The sequence below is a fragment of the Chelatococcus sp. GCM10030263 genome (assembly GCF_042666455.1).
GTDB lineage: Bacteria > Pseudomonadota > Alphaproteobacteria > Rhizobiales > Beijerinckiaceae > Chelatococcus.
Map to the genome: position 1 here is coordinate 951,538 of NZ_JBHTDB010000002.1, position 22,222 is coordinate 973,759.

17 protein-coding genes are annotated in these 22,222 nt (G+C 66.9%); 6 read left to right on the forward strand and 11 right to left on the reverse strand.

The window, feature by feature from the left end; translation table 11 throughout:
• Window positions 1-61: 61 nt before the first annotated feature.
• Window positions 62-2,344 (reverse strand): NADP-dependent malic enzyme, encoded by a 2,283-nt coding sequence (locus tag ACFQU1_RS04360; RefSeq protein WP_378129587.1) that lies wholly within the window; start codon window positions 2,342-2,344, stop codon window positions 62-64.
• Window positions 2,345-2,499: 155 nt separating this feature from the next.
• Here ACFQU1_RS04360 and mutS point away from each other — a divergent pair, with 155 nt between their 5' ends.
• Window positions 2,500-5,268: a DNA mismatch repair protein MutS gene (gene mutS, locus ACFQU1_RS04365; protein ID WP_378129589.1), complete on the forward strand. Its 2,769-nt coding sequence runs from the start codon at window positions 2,500-2,502 to the stop codon at window positions 5,266-5,268.
• Here the strand turns inward: mutS and ACFQU1_RS04370 are convergent.
• Window positions 5,235-5,708, reverse strand: coding sequence for a DUF6314 family protein (locus ACFQU1_RS04370; protein WP_378129591.1), 474 nt, complete (start codon window positions 5,706-5,708; stop codon window positions 5,235-5,237). The genes mutS and ACFQU1_RS04370 overlap by 34 nt on opposite strands.
• A 154-nt stretch (window positions 5,709-5,862) precedes the next feature.
• On the opposite strand from ACFQU1_RS04370, the gene ACFQU1_RS04375 reads away from it, so the two are divergent.
• From ACFQU1_RS04375 to ACFQU1_RS04385, 3 genes are all read left to right on the forward strand, one after another.
• The gene (locus ACFQU1_RS04375; RefSeq protein WP_378129593.1) at window positions 5,863-7,401 is read left to right on the forward strand and encodes a YifB family Mg chelatase-like AAA ATPase; all 1,539 of its coding nucleotides are present in this window, start codon (window positions 5,863-5,865) and stop codon (window positions 7,399-7,401) included.
• 103 nt (window positions 7,402-7,504) lie between these two features.
• Window positions 7,505-9,610 carry an ATP-binding protein gene (locus tag ACFQU1_RS04380; protein WP_378129595.1) on the forward strand — a complete coding sequence of 702 codons (2,106 nt, stop codon included), beginning with the start codon at window positions 7,505-7,507 and terminating at the stop codon, window positions 9,608-9,610.
• Between the two features lie 370 nt (window positions 9,611-9,980).
• The gene (locus ACFQU1_RS04385) at window positions 9,981-10,904 is read left to right on the forward strand and encodes a GNAT family N-acetyltransferase (protein WP_378129776.1); all 924 of its coding nucleotides are present in this window, start codon (window positions 9,981-9,983) and stop codon (window positions 10,902-10,904) included.
• Window positions 10,905-10,922: 18 nt separating this feature from the next.
• Here the strand turns inward: ACFQU1_RS04385 and ACFQU1_RS04390 are convergent, their stop codons facing one another.
• The 3 genes from ACFQU1_RS04390 to ACFQU1_RS04400 all read right to left on the reverse strand — a co-directional run bounded on the left by ACFQU1_RS04390 (window position 10,923) and on the right by ACFQU1_RS04400 (window position 13,725).
• Window positions 10,923-11,831, reverse strand: coding sequence for an SDR family oxidoreductase (locus ACFQU1_RS04390; RefSeq protein WP_378129597.1), 909 nt, complete (start codon window positions 11,829-11,831; stop codon window positions 10,923-10,925).
• Window positions 11,828-12,964 (reverse strand): tRNA epoxyqueuosine(34) reductase QueG, encoded by a 1,137-nt coding sequence (queG, locus tag ACFQU1_RS04395; RefSeq protein ID WP_378129599.1) that lies wholly within the window; start codon window positions 12,962-12,964, stop codon window positions 11,828-11,830. Before queG ends, ACFQU1_RS04390 begins: the two co-directional genes overlap by 4 nt.
• Before the next feature lie 68 nt (window positions 12,965-13,032).
• Window positions 13,033-13,725, reverse strand: coding sequence for a glutathione S-transferase family protein (locus ACFQU1_RS04400; protein ID WP_378129601.1), 693 nt, complete (start codon window positions 13,723-13,725; stop codon window positions 13,033-13,035).
• A 395-nt stretch (window positions 13,726-14,120) separates the two neighbouring features.
• On the opposite strand from ACFQU1_RS04400, the gene ACFQU1_RS04405 reads away from it, so the two are divergent.
• Complete coding sequence (locus tag ACFQU1_RS04405; protein ID WP_378129603.1) at window positions 14,121-14,924, forward strand: undecaprenyl-diphosphate phosphatase; 804 nt, start codon at window positions 14,121-14,123, stop codon at window positions 14,922-14,924.
• Between the two features lie 107 nt (window positions 14,925-15,031).
• Window positions 15,032-16,003, forward strand: a complete 972-nt coding sequence (locus ACFQU1_RS04410; protein ID WP_378129605.1) for a hypothetical protein — start codon at window positions 15,032-15,034, stop codon at window positions 16,001-16,003.
• 135 nt (window positions 16,004-16,138) lie between these two features.
• Here ACFQU1_RS04410 and grpE read toward each other — a convergent pair whose 3' ends face one another.
• The 6 genes from grpE to dapB form a co-directional block, all read right to left on the reverse strand.
• Window positions 16,139-16,774, reverse strand: a complete 636-nt coding sequence (grpE, locus tag ACFQU1_RS04415) for a nucleotide exchange factor GrpE (RefSeq protein WP_378129607.1) — start codon at window positions 16,772-16,774, stop codon at window positions 16,139-16,141.
• Between the two features lie 73 nt (window positions 16,775-16,847).
• Entirely contained in the window at window positions 16,848-19,673 is a 2,826-nt protein-coding gene (locus ACFQU1_RS04420) for a [protein-PII] uridylyltransferase (RefSeq protein WP_378129609.1), read from the reverse strand.
• 1 nt (window position 19,674) lies between these two features.
• Entirely contained in the window at window positions 19,675-20,304 is a 630-nt protein-coding gene (locus ACFQU1_RS04425) for an alpha-ketoglutarate-dependent dioxygenase AlkB (protein ID WP_378129611.1), read from the reverse strand.
• Window positions 20,301-20,765, reverse strand: coding sequence for a GNAT family N-acetyltransferase (locus ACFQU1_RS04430; RefSeq protein WP_378129613.1), 465 nt, complete (start codon window positions 20,763-20,765; stop codon window positions 20,301-20,303). Before ACFQU1_RS04430 ends, ACFQU1_RS04425 begins: the two co-directional genes overlap by 4 nt.
• Complete coding sequence (locus tag ACFQU1_RS04435; RefSeq protein WP_378129615.1) at window positions 20,762-21,382, reverse strand: 2,3-bisphosphoglycerate-dependent phosphoglycerate mutase; 621 nt, start codon at window positions 21,380-21,382, stop codon at window positions 20,762-20,764. The genes ACFQU1_RS04430 and ACFQU1_RS04435 overlap by 4 nt, the downstream gene beginning before the upstream one ends.
• 29 nt (window positions 21,383-21,411) lie before the next feature.
• Window positions 21,412-22,218: a 4-hydroxy-tetrahydrodipicolinate reductase gene (gene dapB, locus ACFQU1_RS04440; protein WP_378129778.1), complete on the reverse strand. Its 807-nt coding sequence runs from the start codon at window positions 22,216-22,218 to the stop codon at window positions 21,412-21,414.
• Window positions 22,219-22,222: the final 4 nt, after the last annotated feature.

Here is a 22,222-nt window from a genome sequence, read left to right on the forward strand (position 1 = left end):
CGGTCACTTCGGGGCGGGCCGCTCAAGTCGGCTGTTGCCGACTTGAGCCATCGACTGCCCGTCACCCTCCGATATTGAACGCCGCGAGCGCCGCCATATTGACGATGTCGGTGTCCTTGGCGCCGAGCGGCACGATCTGCACGGCTTTGTCGAGACCGACGATCAGCGGCCCGATAACCGTCGAGCCGCCGAGCTCCTGCAACATCTTCGTGGAGATGGAGGCGGAGTGAAAGGCCGGCATCACCAGCACATTGGCGGGGCCGGTGAGGCGGCAGAACGGGTAGACCGACATCACGTCGCGATTGAGCGCGACATCGGCTGCCATCTCGCCGTCATATTCAAAGTCGCAATGCCGCTTGTCGAGAATGCGCACCGCCTCCTGCACGCGCTCCGAGCGCTCGCCCTTGGGGTGGCCGAAGGTGGAGAAGGCGAGCATCGCAACCCGCGGCTCATAGCCGAGCCGGCGTGCAACCCCGGCTGCCTCCACCGCGATATCGGCGAGCGCCTCGGCGTCCGGCATTTCCGTGATCGCCGTGTCGGCGACGAGCACCGTGCGGTCACGCGTCAGTGCGATCGAGACGCCGATGACGCGGTGGCCAGGTTTGACGTCGAGGACGCGACGCACGTCTTCCAACGCGATGGAATAGTTGCGTGTCACGCCGGTGACCATGGCATCGGCGTCGCCCATCGCCACCATGGCCGCGCCGAAATGGTTGCGGTCCTGGTTGATGAGGCGCTGGCAGTCGCGGAACAGATAGCCTTCGCGCTGCAGCCGCTCGTAGAGGAACTGCGCATAAAGGGCGTTGCGGTCCGACAGCCGCGCATTGTGGATCTCGATGCCCTCGCGGCCGTCGAGCTCGATGCCGGCAGCGATCGCGCTGTCGCGGACCCTCTCCTCCCGCCCGACGAGGATGGCGGTGCCGAGCCCCTGGTTGACGAAGGAGATCGCTGCGCGGATGACCTGTTCCTCCTCGCCCTCGGCGAAGACGACGCGCTTCGGTGCCCGGCGCACGCGCTCGAAGATGCGGTTCAAGGTGCCGGCGACCGGGTCGCGCCGCGCCGAGAGCTGCGCCTTGTAAGCGCGCATATCGACGATCGGTCGGCGCGTCACGCCCGTCCGCATGGCAGCTTCCGCGACCGCCGGCGGGATGACGTGGATGAGCCGTGGATCGAAGGGCACGGGAATGATGTATTCGCGGCCGAAGCGCGGGCGCGAGCCTTGATAGGCGGCGGCGACCTCGTCCGGCACGTCCTCGCGGGCGAGCGCGGCGAGCGCTTCGGCGGCCGCGATCTTCATCTCCATATTGATGGTGGTGGCTCGCACGTCGAGCGCCCCGCGGAAGATATAGGGGAAGCCGAGCACGTTGTTGACCTGATTGGGATAGTCCGACCGGCCGGTCGCCATGATGGCGTCGTCGCGAATGGCGGCCACTTCTTCCGGCGTGATCTCCGGATCGGGATTGGCCATGGCGAAGATGATGGGATTGGGCGCCATGCTCGCCACCATCTCCGGTGTGAGCGCGCCTTTCGCGGAGAGGCCGAAGATGGCATCGGCGCCGCGCATGGCATCCGCCAGCGTCCGGTCCGGCGTCTCGGCGGCATGCGCCGATTTCCACTGGTTCATGCCCTCGGTGCGGCCCCGGTAGATCACGCCCTTGGTGTCGCACAGAATGACGTTGTTGGGCGCAAAGCCCATGGCTTTCAGGAGCTCGATGCAGGCGATGCCGGCCGCACCCGCGCCGTTGACGACGAGCTTCGTCGTCTTGATGTCGCGTTTGGTGAGGTGGAGGGCGTTGATCAGGCCTGCGGCGGCGATGATCGCCGTGCCGTGCTGGTCGTCATGGAAGACCGGAATATCCATGAGTTCCCGAAGCTTCTCCTCGATGATGAAGCATTCGGGCGCCTTGATGTCCTCGAGATTGATGCCGCCGAAGGACGGGCCGAGATAGCGCACGCAGTTGACGAAGGTGTCGGCATCCTCCGTGTCCACTTCGAGGTCGATGGAATCGACGTCTGCGAATCGCTTGAAGAGGACGGCCTTGCCTTCCATGACGGGCTTGGAGGCGAGCGCGCCGAGATTGCCGAGGCCGAGAATGGCCGTGCCGTTGGAGATGACCGCGACGAGATTGCCGCGCGTCGTATAGTCGAAGGCGAGGCTCGGGTCTTCCGCGATGGCCTTCACCGGTACGGCGACGCCGGGCGAATAGGCCAGCGAGAGGTCGCGCTGGGTCGCCATGGGCTTGGTCGCCATCACCTCGAGCTTGCCCGGGCGCCCTTGGGAGTGGAACTGCAGCGCTTCCTGATCAGTGAAGGTGGGGCGTGCGCCGCGCTTCTTGCTGTCCATAACGACCTACCAACCTCTTCTTGACGCGTTTCCTCAACGGAGCGTGACCTTACGCAGGCTCTCCTCCGCGCTCAAGGCGGGTTCTCCACCGTTTCCTGCATAAGAGCCATGCCTTTGCGGTGAAAGCGGGCGGCGCCTTTGCTAGGCTCCAGACCATGAACGGGCCCTTCCATTCGAGCGCTGCGGCGCAGCCCATCTCCGAGCCGGACCTCGCGTCGGCGGGTGAGGCACGCATGACGCCGATGATGGCGCAGTATACCGAGATCAAGCTCGCCCATTCCGATTGTCTCCTGTTCTATCGTATGGGCGACTTCTACGAGCTCTTTTTCGACGATGCGGAGATCGCCTCACGCACCCTCGGCATCGTGCTGACGAAACGCGGCAAACACCTCGGCGAAGACATTCCGATGTGCGGCGTGCCGGTCGAGAAGGCGGAAGATTATCTTCACCGGCTCATCGCCGCGGGGCACCGCGTCGCGGTCTGCGAGCAGACGGAAGATCCGGCCGAGGCGAAGAAGCGCGGCGGCAAATCGGTGGTCAGGCGCGCCGTCGTGCGCCTCGTCACGCCGGGGACGATCACCGAGGACGGCCTGCTCGATCCCGCCCGCGCCAACCTCTTGGTCGCCGTCACGCGCCGGCGGCTGGGCGAGGGCGACTGGCTCTACGGCATCGCCGCCATCGATATCTCGACCGGGCGCTTTACCGTCTCCGAAACAGAAGCCGGCCAGCTGGCGAGCGATTTGGCGCGTCTCGAGCCGCGCGAGATCCTGGTGCCCGACACGCTCCTTGATGATCCCACGCTCGCAGCGCTTTGGCGGGATCTGCGCGCCGCCGTCACGCCCATGCCGCGTGACGGCCTCGATGCGGCAACCGCCGACCGCCGGCTGAAGGATTATTTCGGCGTTACCACGCTCGACGCCTTCGGCGCTTTTACCCGCACCGAGGTGGCCGCTGCCGCCATGGTGCTCGGCTATGTCGAGCGCACGCAACTCGGCTCGCGTCCGCCGCTGTCGCCGCCAGCGCGCGACGCCGCTGGCGGGACGCTCGCCATCGATGCGGCGACCCGCGCCAATCTCGAATTGACGCGCACGCTCGGCGGTGAGCGGGCAGGCAGCCTGCTTGCCGGCATCGACCGGACGGTCACGTCGGCGGGTGGGCGTCTTCTCGCCGAACGCCTCGCCGGGCCTTCGACCGACCTCGGCGTGATCCTCAAGCGGCAGGAGGCGGTCGACCATCTCGTTCGCCGGTCCTTTCTGCGCGAGGGGCTTCGCGCCTGCCTCCGCTCGGCGCCCGACATGGCCCGCGCGCTCGCGCGGCTGACGCTCGGCCGCGGTGGGCCGCGCGATCTGGCGGCGCTACGCGACGGGCTCGGCGCCGTGGCCTCCGTCGCCGGCCTTCTCGCAGAGCAGGACGGGGAGGAGGAGCCCGGCTTCGCGGACTCGCAGCGACCGGCAGAGCTCGCTGCGGCTGCCGATGCGCTGGTGGGCGTCGGGTCCGAGCTCGCGGCGCGCCTTTCCGCGGTTCTCGCCGACGAATTGCCGCTCATGAAGCGCGACGGCGGTTTCGTGCGCGCGGGCTACCTCGCTGCGCTCGACGAGGCACGGCTGCTGCAGGCCGATTCCCGCCGCTTCATCGCGGCCCTTCAGGCGCGTTACGTGGCGGAGACCGGCTGCCGTACGCTGAAGGTCAAGCACAACAACGTGCTCGGCTATTTCGTCGAGGTGCCGCAGGCGGCCGGCGAAGAGCTCCTCAAGCCGCCGCACAACGAGACCTTCGTGCATCGCCAGACCATGGCGGGCGCCATGCGCTTCTCGACAGTCGAGCTCGGCGAGCTCGAGGTCAAGATCGCCTCGGCGTCCGACCGCGCGGTTCGGCTCGAACTGGCGGTCTTCGACGAGCTCGTCGCGGAGGTCACAGCAGCGGCCGAGCCCATCAAGCGCGCCGCCGAGGCACTCGGCTTGGTCGATGTGACGGCGGCGCTGGCCGATCTCGCCGCCGATTTGGGCTGGACCCGGCCCGAGCTGGACGAGACCCTCTCCTTCCGCATCGAGGGCGGGCGCCATCCGGTGGTCGAGGCGGCGCTCAAGGCGAGCGGCGGCACCTTCGTCGCCAATGATTGCGACCTGTCGGCCAAGGCCGAGGATGCCGGCGCCATCACAATGGTCACCGGCCCGAATATGGCGGGCAAGTCCACCTATCTCCGCCAGAACGCGCTAATGGTGGTGCTCGCGCAGATGGGCGGCTTCGTGCCCGCACGCCGGGCGCATGTCGGCGTCGTCGACCGGCTGTTCTCGCGGGTCGGCGCGGCCGACGACCTCGCCCGCGGCCGCTCGACATTCATGGTCGAGATGATCGAGACGGCCGCGATCCTCAATCAGGCGGGCTCGCGCTCGCTCGTCATTCTCGACGAGATCGGGCGGGGCACCGCGACCTTCGACGGCTTGTCGATCGCCTGGGCGACGGTGGAGCATCTGGAAGCGGTCAACCGCTGCCGTGCGCTGTTCGCGACCCATTACCACGAGCTCACCGCGCTCGCCGACCGGCTCGAGCATGTCACCAACGCCACCATGCGGGTGACGGAATGGCAGGGCGATGTCGTCTTCCTGCACGAGGTCATCCCCGGTGCCGCCGACCGCAGCTACGGCATCCAGGTGGCGAAGCTGGCGGGCCTGCCGTCGGCCGTCATCGCCCGCGCCCGCGCCGTGCTCGACCAGCTGGAGAAGACCGAGCGGGAAACGCCGGTCGCGGCGCTGATCGATGATCTGCCCCTTTTTGCGGCCTCGCTCCGGCAAACCGAGGTTCTGCAACCGGCCGGCCCCGACCCGCTGCGCCAGGCGCTGGACGCCGTCAATCCGGACGAGATGACGCCGCGCGAGGCTTTGGACGCCCTCTATCGGCTCAAGGCTGCCGCGCAAGGCGCGTAACGCGTCGTCGACACATAGGCCTTGCGCGGGCCGGTGACGCGATGGATGAGCCAGAAGGCATTCTCCTGGACGACGCAGGTCGTCTCGTAGAGATCGTCACCGCAAAGGTGGCGCGAGACCGCCGACAGCGCGCCGTCGGGCCGTGCGGTCAGCGTGAACGCCTGGAACGGTCTGACCGGGACCTCGTCGAAGAGGATGGCGAAGCCGTTCGGCCGGCGCTCGTAGACATAGGACCGGTGGGCGGAAATGGGGGCGGCGCCGGGAAGCCGCAGAACGCCCTCCTCGCGGTAGGACAGCCGGTCGCGCGCAATAGCTGCGATGGTGGCGACCCCGTCCAGGGAGGCGTCGCGATCAATTGTTCGGTAGACGTTCCAGCTGCCGGGAAGCCGATCGAAAAAGGCGTGACGGAGGTCCGCTCGGAAGGCTGGATGTTCGGTCATCGCGGCTTCTCGTTGTCGCTGCGCTCTCGCCGGCGGGCTCCAGGATTGCCCATGTTTTAGCTCCGTCATCACCTGCGCTGATCCGTTCACTCCCTGTTCTTGCACGGGTGGCGGTGGCCCGCTACAGTCCCGGTGGGGGATGGGGTGACCGGCTATGGTGACGCGTGTCGCGACGGTAGCCTTCGAGGGGATCGAAGCAAGAGCTGTCGACGTCCAGGTGCAGATCGCGCCGGGCAATGTCGTTTTCACTCTCGTCGGCCTGCCCGACAAGGCGGTTGCGGAATCGCGCGAGCGGGTGCGGGCGGCGCTGATCGCCTCGGGGCTCGCTCTGCCGGCCAAGCGCATCACCGTCAATCTCGCGCCCGCCGATCTTCCCAAGGAAGGCTCTCACTACGATCTCCCCATCGCGCTCGGCATCATGGGCGCCATCGGCGCGATCCCCGAGGACGCGCTCGAAGGCTTCACGGTGCTGGGTGAGCTTGCGCTCGATGGCACCATCACCCCGGTCTCCGGCGTCCTGCCGGCGGCGATCGGCGCCAATGGCCGCGGTCAGGGGCTGATCTGTCCGGCGGCCTGCGGTGCGGAAGCGGCCTGGGCGAGCCGCGACAGCACGATCATCGCGCCGCGATCGCTCATCCAGCTCGCCAATCACTTCAAGGGCACGCAGGTGCTCGCCCGGCCGGAACCGGCAGTCGCAAAGCCGGCCGGTCCCTTGCCGGACCTGCGCGACATCAAGGGCCAGGAAACGGCCAAGCGCGCGCTCGAAATCGCCGCGGCCGGCGGCCACAACATGCTGATGAGCGGCCCGCCCGGCGCCGGCAAGTCCATGCTGGCGCAGCGGTTGCCCTCGATCCTGCCGCCGCTCGGCCCGCGCGAATTGCTCGAAGTGTCGATGATCCATTCGGTTGCCGGCCTTTTGGCGGATGGTGCGCTGACGGACCGGCGGCCTTTTCGCGCGCCGCACCATTCCGCCTCAATGGCAGCGCTCGTCGGCGGCGGCCTGCATGCACGGCCGGGCGAGGTTTCGCTGGCCCACAACGGCGTGCTCTTCCTCGATGAATTGCCTGAATTCCAGCCGCAGGTGCTGGACGGCCTGCGCCAGCCGCTTGAAACCGGCGAAGTGCTCATCTCGCGTGCCAATCACCGGGTGACCTATCCGGCGCGTTTCCAGCTTATCGCGGCGATGAACCCGTGCCGCTGCGGCCGGGCGACGGAGCCGGGCTATGCCTGCCGCCGGCAGCCGAACGAGCGCTGCATGGCCCAGTATCAGGCGCGCCTGTCGGGCCCGTTCATCGATCGCATCGACATTCTCATCGACGTGCCGGCGGTCACCGCCGCCGATCTCATCCTGCCGGCCTCGGCCGAGGGATCGGCGGAGGTGGCGCGGCGCGTCGCCGCAGCACGCGACATCCAGCGGGCCCGCTACGCGGCGCTCGGGCTCGAAACTGTCACGACAAATGCCGCCTGTCCGGCCGCTTTGCTCGACGAAGTGGCGCGCCCGGACGCACAGGGGCTCGCATTATTGCGTCAGGCTGCGGAGAGCATGCGTTTGACGGCGCGAGGCTATCACCGTGTTTTGAAACTGGCACGGACGCTCGCCGATCTCGACGGTGACGCATATTTGAGTCATGTTCACCTGGCGGAGGCACTATCTTACCGCTCGGCAATCGATCGTTTGCCCGTCGCAGCCTAGTTCGGCCGAGTGATCTTAAGTGGCGATTCAGCAAGTCTGACAAGCTATTATCAACATCGGCCGGCAATACTCCGCCGAATTCCCGCTGGAATACGGCTCAGTTATGGACAATGAGGCGCTCGTCTTTCTCGGACAAGGACCGTGGCTTTTCGCCGGCCTGGCGGTCATTGTGGCGATCTTGGCCGTGATGGCCTACCGCGGCCGCCGCTTGATGACGCATCGGTTGCGTGCAGCCGAGGCGGAGCGCGAGCGGCTCCTCGAGCGCAACCAGGCGCTCACCGCAAGCGAAGCGCGTTATCGCAGTCTCGCCGAGGTGCGCAGCGAATTCATCCTGCGCTCCGACGCGGATGGCTATGTCACTTATGCCAACGAGGCTCTGGCGCAGCTCATCGGCGTTTCCCGCAAAGCGCTCGAGGGCACGCATGCCAAGCTGCCCGTCAAGGAAGCGCTGCCGCCGCGCCTGACTGCCGCGGGCACGCAACAGATCGACGAGGCGCTGGAGATCGCGGACGGCAGTCTGCGCTGGATCTCCTGGGAAGAAAACGTCATCGAGACGGCCCGCGGTCGGGAATGGCAGCGCATCGGCCGCGACGTCACCGAACGGGTGACGGCCGAACGTGCCCTCGAAGAGGGCCGGCGCAAGGCGGAGGCGGCCAACGAGGCCAAGTCGCGCTTTCTCGCGACCGTCAGCCACGAGATCCGGACGCCCCTGAACGGCATTCTCGGCATGGCCGATCTGCTGGGCGAAACCCAGCTCGATCCCGAACAGGCGACCTATGTGCGGGCGATCCGCACATCGGGCGACGTCTTGCTCTCGCTGATCGACGAGATCCTCGATTTCTCCAAGATCGAGGCCGGCAAGCTCGAACTGGCGCAGGAGCCGTTCAACCTGCGGCTGCTCGTCGAAAGTGTCGTCGAGCTTCTCGCGCCGCGTGCCCAGGGCAAGGGCGTGGAAATCGCCGCCCTCATCGATGAGGAGGTGCCGACGGAGGTGCTCGGCGACGCCGATCGCCTGCGCCAGGTGCTCATGAACCTCGCCGGCAATGCAGTAAAATTCACGGAAGTCGGGGGCGTCGGCATTCGCGTCGAGACGACGGCGTCCGGCGCCTTGCGTTTCAGTGTCCAGGACACCGGGCCCGGCATTCCCGCGGCGCGGCTCGACGATATTTTCGGCGAGTTCGAGCAGGCCGACGAGCCGACGAGCCGCCGTCACGGCGGCACCGGGCTCGGGCTTGCCATTAGCCGCCGCATCAGCGACCGCATGGGCGGCAGGATCTTCGTCGAGAGCGAGGTAGGGCGCGGCTCCATCTTCAAGCTCGAGCTCAACCTGCCGACGGTCCCGGCTACGACCGAGAGCGAGCCGACCGACCGGCCCGATCTCACCGGCCGTCACATTCTCATCGCCGCTCAGTCGCCCTTCGAAGCGCCCTTCCTCGCTGCGCAGCTCGAAAAAGCCGGTGCGTCGCTCACGCTCGCGGCGAGCGAGGACGAAGCCGTCCGGGCTATGGAGGGCGGCGTCGACATCGTTCTCATAGACTGCGCGCTGGGTGACGAGGCGGCGCGACGGCTCGCGATCGCTGCCCGCAATGCTGGGGCCGCGCGGACGATCGTTCTGCTCTCGCCCTTCGAGCGACGCGACTTCGGCCTGCCTTCGGCCGCCGGCTTCAACGGCTTCCTGATCAAGCCCGTGCGGAGCCGCTCACTCTTCCAGCAGATCGAGGGCTGGACCGGTCCGGTCGCACAGGGGGGAAGCCCGGTCTTTGCCGCCGAGCGGGTGATGGCGCAGCTCGAAAGCCCGGTTGGTTCGGCCCGCGTGCTCCTCGCCGAAGACAATGAGATCAATGCGCTGCTGACCCTGAAGGCGCTCGAGCATTTCGGCGCCAAGGTCGACTGGGCGCGCGACGGGCGCCGGGCGCTCGCCTTCGCCAAGGGGGCGATCGCCGGCCGCGCCCCGAGCTACGACCTCGTTCTGCTCGACGTGCGCATGCCCGAGCTCGACGGGCTCGAGGTGGTGCGCCAGATCCGGGCGACCGAGGAAGATGCGGGCCAGGACCAGCGGCTGCGCGTCGTCATGCTCACCGCCAACGCCTTCGCCGAAGATCGTATGGCGGCGCATGAAGCAGGCGCCGACGGTTTTCTCGCCAAGCCCCTCGACCGCGCCAAGCTGCGTAGCTGGCTGCCGCAGGGAGAGCAGCGCGAGGCCGTTTGAGCGGTTCAGTGATTCGCGCCACCAGCCGCCGCTTTCCGGCTGGCCGGACCCAGGCCCGCAGTCCTGCCGCGCTCAAGCCGCATAGGTCAAAGCCGGCTTGACGCTACGCAAGCCTATAATCCGCCGGTGCATCGGCTTATAGAGAGGCGCTCGGCGCACTAATTCGGCGACGAATGCTTAACGACACGCGATTGTCACAACAGTATAGAAAGCATAGCATGCGCGACGTTGGACGGGGTGGGAAGCCGCCCCGACCGCAGCGCAGCACTGGGTGGCAAACGAGGATTTGTGGATGATCCAGGGTCCCCTGCAGTGGAAAAAGGCGCGTGCGGAAAAGGTGCCGGCCGGCGCTCTCGGCACGATCGCCGGAATGCTGCGGCCGGCGGCATGGGCCTCGGCGCCCTGGACCACCGGTCCCTGGACCCCAGCGAATTGGGGGGCGGGCGCCCGCTTGGTCTCCTCTTCGATTACGCTGGGCATGGACCCCGTCTTCGGGCGGCTGGGCTCGCTCGAAGTACGGTTGGCGACCACCAAGAAGGAGCTGAAACAGGCGCAGCGCCTGCGCTTTCAGGTCTTCTACGACGAGATGTCGGCCATTCCGAACGCCTCGTCGCTCATCGCCCGGCGCGACATGGACGAGTTCGACGCGATTTGCGACCATCTGCTCGTGCTCGATCATAATGCCCCGCGCCGGCCGTTCCGTGCAGCCGCGCCGAAGGTGGTCGGCACCTACCGTCTTCTCCGGCAGGAGGTCGCGGACCGAAATTTCGGCTTCTATACAGCCGCTGAGTTCGAGATCCTGAAGCTCACGGAAAGCAATCCGCATCTGCGCTTCCTGGAACTCGGCCGCTCCTGCGTGCTGAAGCCCTATCGTAACAAGCGCACAGTCGAGCTGTTGTGGCAGGGCATCTGGTCCTACGTGGTCCAACACCGCATCGATGTGATGTTCGGTTGCGCGAGCCTCGAAGGCACGGATCCGAACCGGCTCGCGCTGCCGCTCAGCTTCCTGCACCACCATGCCCTCTCGCCGGAGGAATGGCGCGTGCGGGCATTGCCCGAGCGCTTCGTGACCATGGACCGCATCCCGTCTGCGGCGGTCGATGCCAAGGCTGCACTCCACAGCCTGCCGCCGCTGATCAAGGGTTATCTCCGGCTCGGAGCGAGTTTCGGCGAGGGCGCCGTGGTCGATCCGCAGTTCGGCACCACGGACGTGCTGGTCATGCTGCCCGTCCCCTCCATTAATCCTCGCTACATCAGCCATTTCGGGCAGAGTGCCAACCGCCGCGCAGCGTGAAGGCCGGGCGCGTGGTCCTTAGGGAGCCCCGCGTCCTTCACCGGCATTCAAAAGGCCCTCGAGCCCTTCCCGATAGCTCGGATAGGCGAGCTCGAGGCCAAGATCGGCCTTCAGCCGGGCATTGCAAATCCGCTTGTTTTCCGTCCAGAAGCTCAGCCCCATCGGCGACAGCCCGGCCTCCTCAAGGCTCACCTCCGGCGGCGGCGGAAGCCCGAGGAGCCTTGCGGCATAGGCGATGACGTCCGACTGCGGTGCGGGCTCGTCATCGCAGACATTATAGACGCCGCCCCCGGCCGGGCTGTGCTCGGCACGCGCCGTCAGGACAGCCAGCGTCGCGGCGATATCCTCCACGTGAATGCGGTTGAACACCTGCCCCGGACGGGCGATACGCCGGGCGCGGCCGGCCGCGACCTCGACGAGGGCGTTGCGGCCGGGACCGTAAATGCCGGGAAGCCTCAGGATATCGAGCCGCTTGCCCGTTTCGCTCGCCAGCCGGCTCCAGCCCTTCTCGGCCGCAAGGCGCAGGAGCGAGCGGGCATTGCGCGTCGAGGGTGGCGTGTTTTCGTCCACCCAGTCGCCGTCATGGTCGCCATAGACCCCGACCGTCGAGAGATAGCCGATCCACCGGAGGCGCGGCGCCTCGGCGAGGCTTGCGCCGAAGGCCGTGTAAGCGGGGCAGCCATCGGCGCCGGGCGGCACGCTGACGAGAACCGCATCGGCCTCAGCGAGCGCAGTCGCGATGGCCGAGCGGTTTTCGTCCGGCGCCGTGCCTGAACCGTCGAAGACTTGCGCGTCGATGCCCTGCGCCTGCAGCTCGGCTGCCTTGCCTGGCGCGCGTACCGTGCCGGCGATTGCCCTGAAGCGCTCGCCGTAACGGGTGATGAAAGCGGAGGCCGAATAGCCGATGCCGAAAACGAAAAGTCTCATGCCGCCTCCGGTGTGGTGCCGGCTTCATCCGCCGCCGCCTGCCATTCCGCGATGACGCTCGCATCCTGTTCGCGCGGCCGATGGAGGGGGATCAGCGCTGCGAAGTCCTCGCGCGGCAACAGCCGCGACAGGGCCCAGACGGCCGCGCCGCGCACCAGGGCCGAGCCGTCCCCGAGCCGGGCGCGCGCCTCCGCGGCGAGTGCCGGCTCTCCGGAATTGCCGATGGCGATCAGCACGTTGCGCAGGAAGCGGTCGCGGCCGGTGCGCTTGATCGGCGAACCGGAAAAGCGTTTGCGGAAGGCGGCATCGTCGAGCCGTGCGAGCTCCGCCAGGGCAGGGGCCTCATAATCGGCATCGGCGGTGAGCTTGGCCTCACGCCCCGCGGCCGCAAACTTGTTCCAAGGGCAGACCGCAAGGCAATCGTCGCAGCCGAAAATCCGGTTGCCCATGGCCGGGCGCAGGCTCCGATCGATTGGGCCTTTATGTTCGATGGTGAGATAGGAGATGCAGCGCCGCGCATCGAGCTGATAGGGCGCCGGGAAGGCATCCGTCGGGCAGATCGAGAGGCACCGGCGGCAGCTGCCGCAATGGTCCGTCTCTGCCGGGTCGGGCGGCAGGTCTGCGGTGGTGAAGATTGCGCCGAGGAAGAGCCAGCTGCCGAAGTCACGTGACACGAGCACCGTGTGCTTGCCGAGCCAGCCGAGGCCGGCGGCCTCCGCCAGCGGCTTCTCCATCACCGGGGCGGTGTCGACGAAGACCTTCACGTCGGCGCCGCCGGAAGAGGCGAGAAAGCCCGCGAGTTCCTTCAGCTTGCCCTTGATCACGTCATGATAGTCGCGCTTGCGCGCATAGGCCGAGATCGTCGCGCGGTCCTTGCGGCCGAGGTCGGCGAGCGGATCGCCGGCGGGCGCATAGTTCATGCCGAGCATGACGATGGAGCGCACCTCCGGCCAGAGCGCATGCGGTGCCGCCCGCCGCTCTGCCGTCTCCTCCATCCAGGTCATGCTCCCGGCATGGCCGGCCGCAAGCCAGGCGGCGAGCCGCCCTGGCGCCAGCGGAATGGAATCGGGCCGGGTGATGCGCAGGACATCGAAGCCGAGCCCGCGGGCGCGCTCGATGAGCCTCTGCTTCAATGCCGCGGAAGGGGGGCCTTCTCGTTCTGCCTTCCGGCGCGCGGCGTCTTGCCGCGGGGTGGACGACGTCAGAAGTCCAGATCTGCGTAATGGGCGGCCGGCGCCATTCCCGGCACCCGGTCCATCAGGAGAGGCCGGAAGGAGGGCCTCGATTTCACGCGCGCGTACCATGCCTTTGCCGTCTCATCCTCCTCCCAGGGCACGTCCCCGAGATAATCGGCGCAGGAGAGATGCGCCGCCGCCGCCAGATCCGCATAGGTCAGGTCGGCGCCCGCGAGCCAGTTCCGCCGGCCGATCAGAAAGCCGATGTATTTCAGATGATAGCGCACATTGCTGCGAGCTGCGCGGATGGCGCTCATATCCGGCGGTCCGCCACCGATCTCGGGCTTCATGAAGCGCTTGTAGATCTTCTCGGTCACGAGATAGGCGGAGACCTCCTCGTGGAACTTGACCAGGAACCAGTCCATCAGCCGGCGGACTTCAACCCGGTCGGCCGGGTGGTCGGGCAGGAACCGGCGGCCTTCGAGGCCGAGCCCCCGGGTCTCGTCGAGATATTCGGCGATCACCGTCGCGCCGGGGACCGCAAGGCCCTGCTCCTCCACGAAAATCGGCAGATGCCCGGCCGGATTGACAGCCAGCAGGTCATGATTCCGCTCCCAGGGCTTTTCTTCCACGCTGGCCGGCGCAATGCCCATTTCGCCGAGGACAAGCCGTATGAAGCGCGAACTGGGGCAGAAAGGATAATGGTAGAAAGTCGCCATTGGATGCCACGGATTGAGCGGGGGAAGGCGGGAAAGATGCTGGGACCGACGAGCACGGCGTCGCAATGTGCCAGAATGCTGCCCGGTTCGACACGCTCGTTGCGAAGCATGCTGGCACAGCGCAGGGGTCCCGTATAAAACTAGCGCATATAGGGGACAACCCGATTCGCCTGTGCCTTTTCGCTTTCCCCTGTCGTCATTAAGACTTCGCTAACGACACCGGCCTCAGAACGGCCGAACTCTCGTGGTTCCCCGGTCCTCTCGTGCTCGACGCCTCCTCGTGCTCCAGCTTCGCCTGTGGCCGCGGCGGCCGGCTTGGCCGAGCCCCCCGCCGGTGCCGCGGGCGTTCCCCTCCCAGGCCCGGCTAGCGCCACCCACGTCTTTGGTGCCCACCCATGCATATGTTCGATGTCGTTTCTGCGGCCATACTCGGGCTCGTCGAAGGTTTGACGGAATTTCTGCCCGTCTCCTCCACCGGGCATCTCCTTCTGCTCGGTCATTTCCTCGGCTTCGAATCCAAGGGCAAGACCTTCGAGATTTTGATTCAGCTGGGTGCCATCCTGGCAATCGTTACCGTCTATTTCAGGCGGCTTCTCTCTATCTTGATCGCCCTGCCCACCGATCCGGCGGTTCAGCGCTTCGTTCTTGCCGTGCTCGTCGCCTTCCTGCCGGCCATGGTCGTCGGTGCGCTGGCCCATGACTTCATCAAGAACGTGCTCTTCAATCCCTGGATCGTCTGCGTCATGCTCATCGTCGGCGGCTTCGTGCTGATGGTCGTGGACAGGCGGGGGCTCGACGGGCGCTATCACGATATGGCGAAGTTTCCGCTGCCGATGGCCTTTAAGATCGGCATCTTCCAATGCCTCGCGATGATTCCGGGCGTCTCCCGTTCGGGGGCGACCATCGTCGGCGCCATGCTCCTCGGTGCCGACAAGCGCGCGGCGACGGAATTTTCCTTCTTTCTCGCCATGCCCACCATGGCCGGCGCCTTCGCCTATGATCTCTACAAAAGCTATTCTGAACTGACGACCGACGACATCACCTTGGTGGCGGTCGGCTTCGTCGTCTCCTTCATCGCCGGTCTGCTCGTGGTGCGGCTGCTGCTCGATTTCGTGAGCCGGCACGGCTTCGCGCTGTTCGCCTGGTGGCGGATCATCGTCGGCGCTGCCGGTCTCGCCGGGCTCATCGTTTTCGGCTGACCGGCCTATTGTTGCGGGCCACCACCCCGCTCTTGCCATATTGGCAGTTCATGACACCATGACTCGCTTGAAGACGAGGGCGGGATAGCGCGCAAGGGACTCCGTCAATGAAGCGACAATCGGCTGCCACCTTGCTTCTCGCCTTCGTTCTGGCCTTTCTCGCGCCTGCTGCGCGTGCCGCCGGACCGGTTTACCCGGTCGGCGTCAACGTCGGGCTCGAGCCGCCCAAATCCATGCAGCTGTCGAAGAACTTTCCCGGCTTCCAGGACGAGGCCGCCGGGGCGGCCATCCTCATGACGGAGGTGCCCCCCGAGGCCTATGACAAGATCATTGCGGGGCTGAACCCGGATGTTCTCGAAAAGCAGGGCCTGCTCGGCGCCAAGCGCGAGGACTGGCCGGTCAAGGATGGCAAGGGCATTTTCGTCAGCGCCACCCAGCGCGCCGGGGCCATCACCTTGCACAAATGGATCGTCGTAGCGACTGGCGAAAAGACGGCGGCGGTGGTCACCGTGCAGGCGCCCGAAACGGCTGTGGACATGTATAGCGACCAGGTCGTCCGCGACGCGCTGAAGTCCCTGACCTTCCGCCCGCCGCTGCCGATGGACCAGCAAATCGCGGCGCTGCCCTTTACGCTTGGCGATCGCGCCGGCTTCCGCGTGGTGCGGGTGCTCGCCGGATCAGGGGTCTTGATGACCGACGGTCCGAAGGACGCCATTCATGGCGCTGAACAGCCGCTCATCATCGTCGCCTCAGGCGACGGCGCCATCCCCGGAACTTTGGAGCAGGACCGCTTCGCCAAACAGGCCTTCGGCGGCCTTGCCGGCATCCGCGGTGCGGAGATCAAGAGCGCGCGCAACCTCACGCTGAAGGGCGTTCCCTGGCACGAGATCAAGGCGATTGCGGATGATCCCGAAACGAAGACCAAAGTCTTCGTCGTGCAGGCGATCCGTTTCAGCGATAGCCATTATATCCGCTTCATCGGCATGGCCCGCGAACGCGATCAGGCATCCCTGATGAAGCGCTTCGAAACGATCCGCGACGGCGTCAAGCCGAAGGAAGCGCAAGCCAACGCCAAGTGAACCTAGGCAAGTGACCAACGCCAAGTGAACCGAAAACGCACGTAAGGATGGGGGAAGGGACGCGCCGCGTTTTCCCCTTCATGTACCGAAGCTTGCTCAGCCCAAGATGGACAGGCAGGCGCGCTTATCCGAGCTTCACTCGCCGTTCGCCGCAGCCTCTGCGCCACCGTTCGACGCAGCCGGCTTCGGGCCGCCCTTCGAGACGCCGACCAGCGCCGGTCGCAGCACGCGGTCGCCGATGACGAAGCCGGACTGTACGACCTGCACGACGGTCGCATTCGGCGTGTTCGGGTCTTCCACCTCGAACATGGCCTGGTGCAGGTTGGGGTCGAACTTCTGCCCGGCGGGATCGAGCTTGCGCACGCCATGACGCTCGAGTGTCTTCAGAAAATCGCGTTCGGTGAGCTCGATGCCCTCGAGCAGGGCCTTGATTGGGCCCTCGCTGCTGGCGCGTAGCTCATCGGGAATGGTCTCGAGCGCCCGGCGGATATTGTCGGCCACCGTCAGCATGTCGCGCGCGAAGCCTGTCACGCCGTAGGTCCGCGCATCCGCGACCTCGCGCTCGGTGCGGCGGCGCAGGTTCTCCATCTCGGCGAGCGTCCTGAGCACCTTGTCCTTCAACTCGGTTTTCTCGGCCTCGAGCGCTGCGATCACGGCACCTAGATCAGGCATCTGCGAATCGGCCTGCACGGCTTCGGTCGCGGCAGTGGTCTCGGTCTCGTCGGTCGCGGCGGCATCAGCCGGCTCTGGGCGGGTCGGCGTCTGGGTCATGTCTCTCGTTGCTGCTGATTGTCCGTCACCCTGGATATCAGGTGAGATGGCTCAAAAATCAAGCGCAGCCTCGCTATCGCGCGAGGCTCGCGGCGGCTTCCCCCTGGCTTTGCGGGTGGAAGATCTCGGCAATCGCGCGGCGTATGGCCGATTGCCGGTTGGCGTTCTCGATCTTCGCCCCCGTCAGGTCGGTAACATAGAAAACGTCGACCACCTTCTCGCCATAGGTCGCGATATGCGCCGAGGCGATATTGAGGTTGAGCTTGCCGAGCATCGTCGTGAGATCATAGAGCAGCCCCGGGCGATCGAGGCCCGACACCTCCAGCACGGTATGACGGTCCGAGAGGCTGTTGTCGACTACCACCTCGGTGGGCACATGGAAGGTGCGGCTGCGGTCATGCGCCGGTCGGCGCGAGGCGACGAGATCGGCGATGCGCACCTCGCCCGTCAGGGCGCGCTTGATGGCGAGCGCGATGCGTTCGCCGCGCCGCAGTTCGTCGTCGTCCCGGTCGAAGGCGCGCGAGATGACGAGGCTGTCGAGCGCAAGCCCATCGGCCGTGGTGAAGATCTGGGCATCAACGATATTGCCGCCCGCCGCGGCGCAGGCGCCGGTGAGAATGGCGAGGAGCCGCGGATGGTCGGGAGCCATGGCGATCAGCTCGGTCACCCCACGGAAGCCGTCGGTCTCGACCGCGGTGATGGTCGTCTCGCCCGAGGCTTCGGCGGCCCGGATGAGCTCGGCATGGCGGATCTTGCGGGCGAGATCGACCTTCAGCCAATAGGGCGCGTAGTGGCGGGCCGCATAGGCGGCGAATTCCTCCTCCGGCCAGTCGGCCAGGGCTTCGCGCAACTGCTCCTGCGCATGGCGAACCCGTTCGCTGCGGCTGGTGGAGACCTGGCCGCCCGTCAAGGCGAGTTGCGTCTCGTAGTAGAGCGAGCGCAGGAGCTCGCCCTTCCAGCCGTTCCAGACGCCGGGGCCGACCGCCTTGATGTCGCAGACGGTCAGGATCACCAGCAGCTTCAGCCGTTCCATCGTTTGCACCAGAGCGGCAAAGCTTCGCACCGTCGAGGGGTCGGCGATGTCGCGGCTCTGCGCCACGGTCGACATGGCGAGGTGGTTCTCCACGAGCCAGGCCGCTGTTTCCGTCTCCGCCGCGTCGAGCCCGAAACGCGGCCCAAGCTTGCGGGCGACACGCGCTCCGGCTGCGGAATGGTCGTCCTGGCGACCCTTGGCGATGTCGTGCAGAAAGAGCGCCAGATAGAGCGCCCGCCGGTTCTGGATCGAGTGGATGATCTCGCCGGAGAGCGGATGCTCGGCATTGACGCGCCCGGCATCGATGTCGGCGAGCACGCCGACCGCACGCAGCAGATGCTCGTCCACCGTATAGTGATGGTACATGTTGAACTGCATCAGCGCCACGATGCGGCCGAATTCCGGGATGAAGCGGCCGAGAATGCCGGCTTCATTCATGCGCCGCAGCACGACCTCGGGGGCGTTGCGTGAGGTCAGGATCTCCAGGAAGAGGCGGTTGGCTTCCGGGTTCTCGCGCAATGAGCGGTCGATCAGCTTGAGCGAACGGGTGGCGAGCCGGCTTGCGTCCGGATGGATGGCGTGGCTATGGCGGTCCGCCAGCCAGAACAGCCGGATGAGATTAACGGGATCGCGCGCGAAGACGCCATCGTCGGCAATGGTGATGCGGTTGTTGTCGAGAGTGAAATCGCGGGAGGCGAGCGTCCGACTGCCGCGCCGCCCCCTGAGCCGTCCCACGAAGCGGTCGAGCACCGCGCGGGGCTTGGCATGGCGCGCTTCGAGCGCCGCGCAGACGATCGCCGTGAGATCGCCGACGTCCTTGGCCGTGAGGAAATAGCGCTTCATGAAGCGCTCGACGGCGGAGAGCCCCCCATGAGCAGCATAGCCGTTGCGCTCGGCGATGGTACGCTGCAGGTCGAAGGACAGCCGCTCCTCGGCCCGCCCTGTCTCGAAATGCATGTGGCAGCGCACCCGCCACAGGAAGGATTCGCAACGGTGGAACAGGGCGAATTCGTCGGTCGTGAAAAGGCCGGCGGTCACCAGCTCCTTCGGATCGCGCACACGGTAGACGTATTTGGCGATCCAGAAGAGGGTGTTGAGATCGCGCAGGCCGCCCTTGCCGTCTTTGACATTGGGTTCGACGACATAGCGCGAGGCGCCTGCCCGGTGGAGCCGCGTATCGCGCTCGGCGAGCTTGGCGGCAACGAAGCTCGGCGCGGTGTCGGCGACCACCTCACGCTCGAAGCGCTGGACGAGCTCGTCGAACAAGGCGGTGTCGCCCACGAGATAGCGCGCTTCGAGAAGCGTCGTGCGGATGGTCAGGTCGGCCCGTGCCTCGCGCATCGATTCGTCGATGGAGCGGGTCGCATGCCCGACCTTCAGCTTCAGATCCCAGAGGATATAGAGGATCGTCTCGACGACCCGCTCGCTCCAGGTTCGAGAGCCCGGGCCGAGAATGAAGAGGAGGTCGACGTCCGAGCCGGGCGCGAGCGTGCCACGGCCGTAGCCACCGACGGCAACGACCGCCAGTCGCTCCGTTTTCGCCCCCTTTGCCTCCGCTTCCCCTTTGGGCAAGGGATGGATATGACGCGTCACCATCTGGAACGCCGCGTCGATGATGCGGTCCATGGTGGCCGAGAGCCGATGGGCGCAGGCGAGGCCGTCGCGATCGGCCAGCAGCCGCTCCCGGGCATGGGCGAGGCCGCGCGTATGCGTCTCGCGCAAGAGCGCGACGAGCTCGGCGCGCATGGCATCGGGCTCGGCGCCGTGGCGCGCTTCGAGCTCGGCCAGGGCAGCCTGCAGGCCGTCCGCGGGGGGACGCGCCATGGTCGAGTTCCTCTTAGAGCGGGTTGCGGTCTCGGTGGCCATACTACGCCGGCGATACGCGACGTAAGGTGAGATTGATGCGGCCACCGTCAAGACCTGCTTGGGCGAGCAGCGTGGACGACCCCGTCAGCACCCGGTCGATCCCGTGAAAGGCGAGCCGCGCCGGGCCGCCGAACACCAGCGCATCGCCTGAAGAGAGCTTGAGCGAGGTCGTCGGGTCGCGCCGCGCCGTGCCGCCGATGCGGAAGACGGCCGTGTCGCCGAGCGAGAGCGACAGGACGGGTGCACCGAAGTCCTGCTCGTCGCGGTCCTGGTGCAGGCTCATGCGCGCACCCCCAGCATAGTAATTCACCAGGCAGGCTTCCGGCAGAGGCGCCTCCGGCGCGAGTTCCTGCCAGGCGGCAATCAGGATTCTGGGCATCGCCGGCCAGGGGCGGCCCGTCTCCGGATGGGTTTCCTGATAGCGGTAGCCGCCTTCGTCCGAGACCCAGCCGAGCTTGCCGCAGTTCGTCATGCGAACGGAAAACGGCTTGCCCGTGCGCGGCATGCGCGGCGTGAAGAAGGGCGCCTCCCGCAAGATGGCGGCCAGCGCGGCGAGAAGCACGCCCTGCTGGTCGGCGGAGAGATAGCCGGGATGGTAGGTCACGCCCGGTTTGATGCCGACCCTGGTCATGGGCCTGCTCCACCCGGTTGCAGAGCCTTGGTGAAGATGAGCTGGCTGCACGAGGGCGTGTGACCTGTCACTTGCCAGCCGTTGCGCCGGTAGAAGCGCTCGGCGCGGGTGCCCGGCTGCGTGGTGAGATGCGCCGAATCGCATCCTTCCGCGCGCAGCATGGCTTCCGCCACCCGGATGAGCCCGCGGCCGATGCCACGGCCCTCATGGGCGGGATCGACGAAGAGGGCCCATAGCAAGCGCTGGTCCGGATTGGCAGCGCTGAAGCCGAGAATGTGGCCACCTTCCTCCGCCACCCAGAAATGGCCGCGACCGAGGTAGCGCAGAACCTCCTCGGTCGTCAGCGAGGCGGTATCGGAAAGACGATTTTCGGTGACCGCCGCGCGGATCTCGCCGATGCGGCCAAGGTCCTCCGGCCGCGCCAAGCGGATGGCCCAAGAAGGCGCGGCGGCGTCGCTCATCCGGCGAGGATGTCCTTGCTCTCCACCGTCGAATCGGGCTTCAGCCGATAGACGAGGGGCACGCCCGTGGCGAGTTCCATGGTCGGTATGGTCTCGGGCGTCAGCCGGTCAAGCACCATGACCAGCGCCCTGAGACTGTTGCCATGGGCCGAGACCAGCACGCGCTCGCCATTGAGCACCCGCGGCAGGATTTCGCGCAGGTAGTAGGGCAGAACGCGGGCTGCCGTATCCCGCAGGCTTTCGCCGCCCGGGGGCTGCACGTCGTAGGAGCGGCGCCAGATATGCACCTGCTCCTCGCCCCAGCGCTTGCGCGCGTCGTCCTTGTTGAGACCGGAGAGATCGCCGTAGTCGCGCTCGTTGAGGGCTTGGTCGCGTAGCGTCGTCAAGCCGCGCTGGCCGAGTTCCTCGAGGATGAGATCGTTGGTATGCTGGGCGCGCGTGAGCACCGAGGTGAAGGCAACGTCGAAGGAAAGACCGAGCGCCTTGAGCCGCCGGCCGGCGTCTCGCGCCTCGCGGATGCCTTGCTCCGTCAGGCCCGGGTCCTTCCAGCCGGTGAACAGGTTCTTGAGATTCCAGTCGCTCTGGCCATGGCGGACGAGGACGAGAAGGCGCTCCATCGCTGGGTCTCCTGGAAAGGGGCGGCGAATCAGATTTCGGCGATGCCGAGCACGTCGGCCATGGAATAGAGGCCCGGCTTGGCCGATCGTCCCCACAGGGCGGCGCGGATCGCGCCGCGGGCGAACAGGCTGCGGTCTTCCGCCTTGTGGGTGAGCTCGATGCGTTCGCCCGCCCCCGCGAAGACGACGCTATGCTCGCCGACGACAGTGCCGCCGCGCAGCGCCGCAAAGCCGATTGCGCCGGGACGGCGTGGGCCGGTGATGCCATCGCGGCCCCGGTCGCTCGCTTCCTTCAGCGAGACGCCTCGCCCCGCGGCCGCCGCTTCCCCAAGCATCAGCGCGGTGCCGGAGGGCGCATCGACCTTCATGCGGTGGTGCATCTCGACCACTTCGATATCGAAGTCCTCGCCGAGCGTGTTCGCGACACGGCGCACGAGCGCGGCGAGCAGGTTGACGCCGAGGCTCATATTGCCGGAGCGTACGATCACCGCATGCCGCGCCGCCGCCTCGAGCTTGGCGAGATCCGCCTCGGTAAGCCCCGTCGTGCCGACCACGTGAACGATGCGGGCCTGTGCCGCAAGCCCCGCAAAGGCCTCCGTCGCGGCGGGCGTCGTGAAATCGAGAACGCCGTCGGCGGCCGCGAAAGCCGCCAGTGCATCGGCGGTCACCGGCACATCGAGCGCGCCGAGGCCGGCGAGGCGACCTGCGTCTTCGCCGAGAGCGGGCGAGTCCGGCCGCTCGATCGCTGCGACCAGCCGCGCGCCGCCCGTCTCGGCGACCGCTTTGATCAGCATCCGGCCCATTCGGCCCGCCGCTCCCACGACGACGAGGCGCATCTCG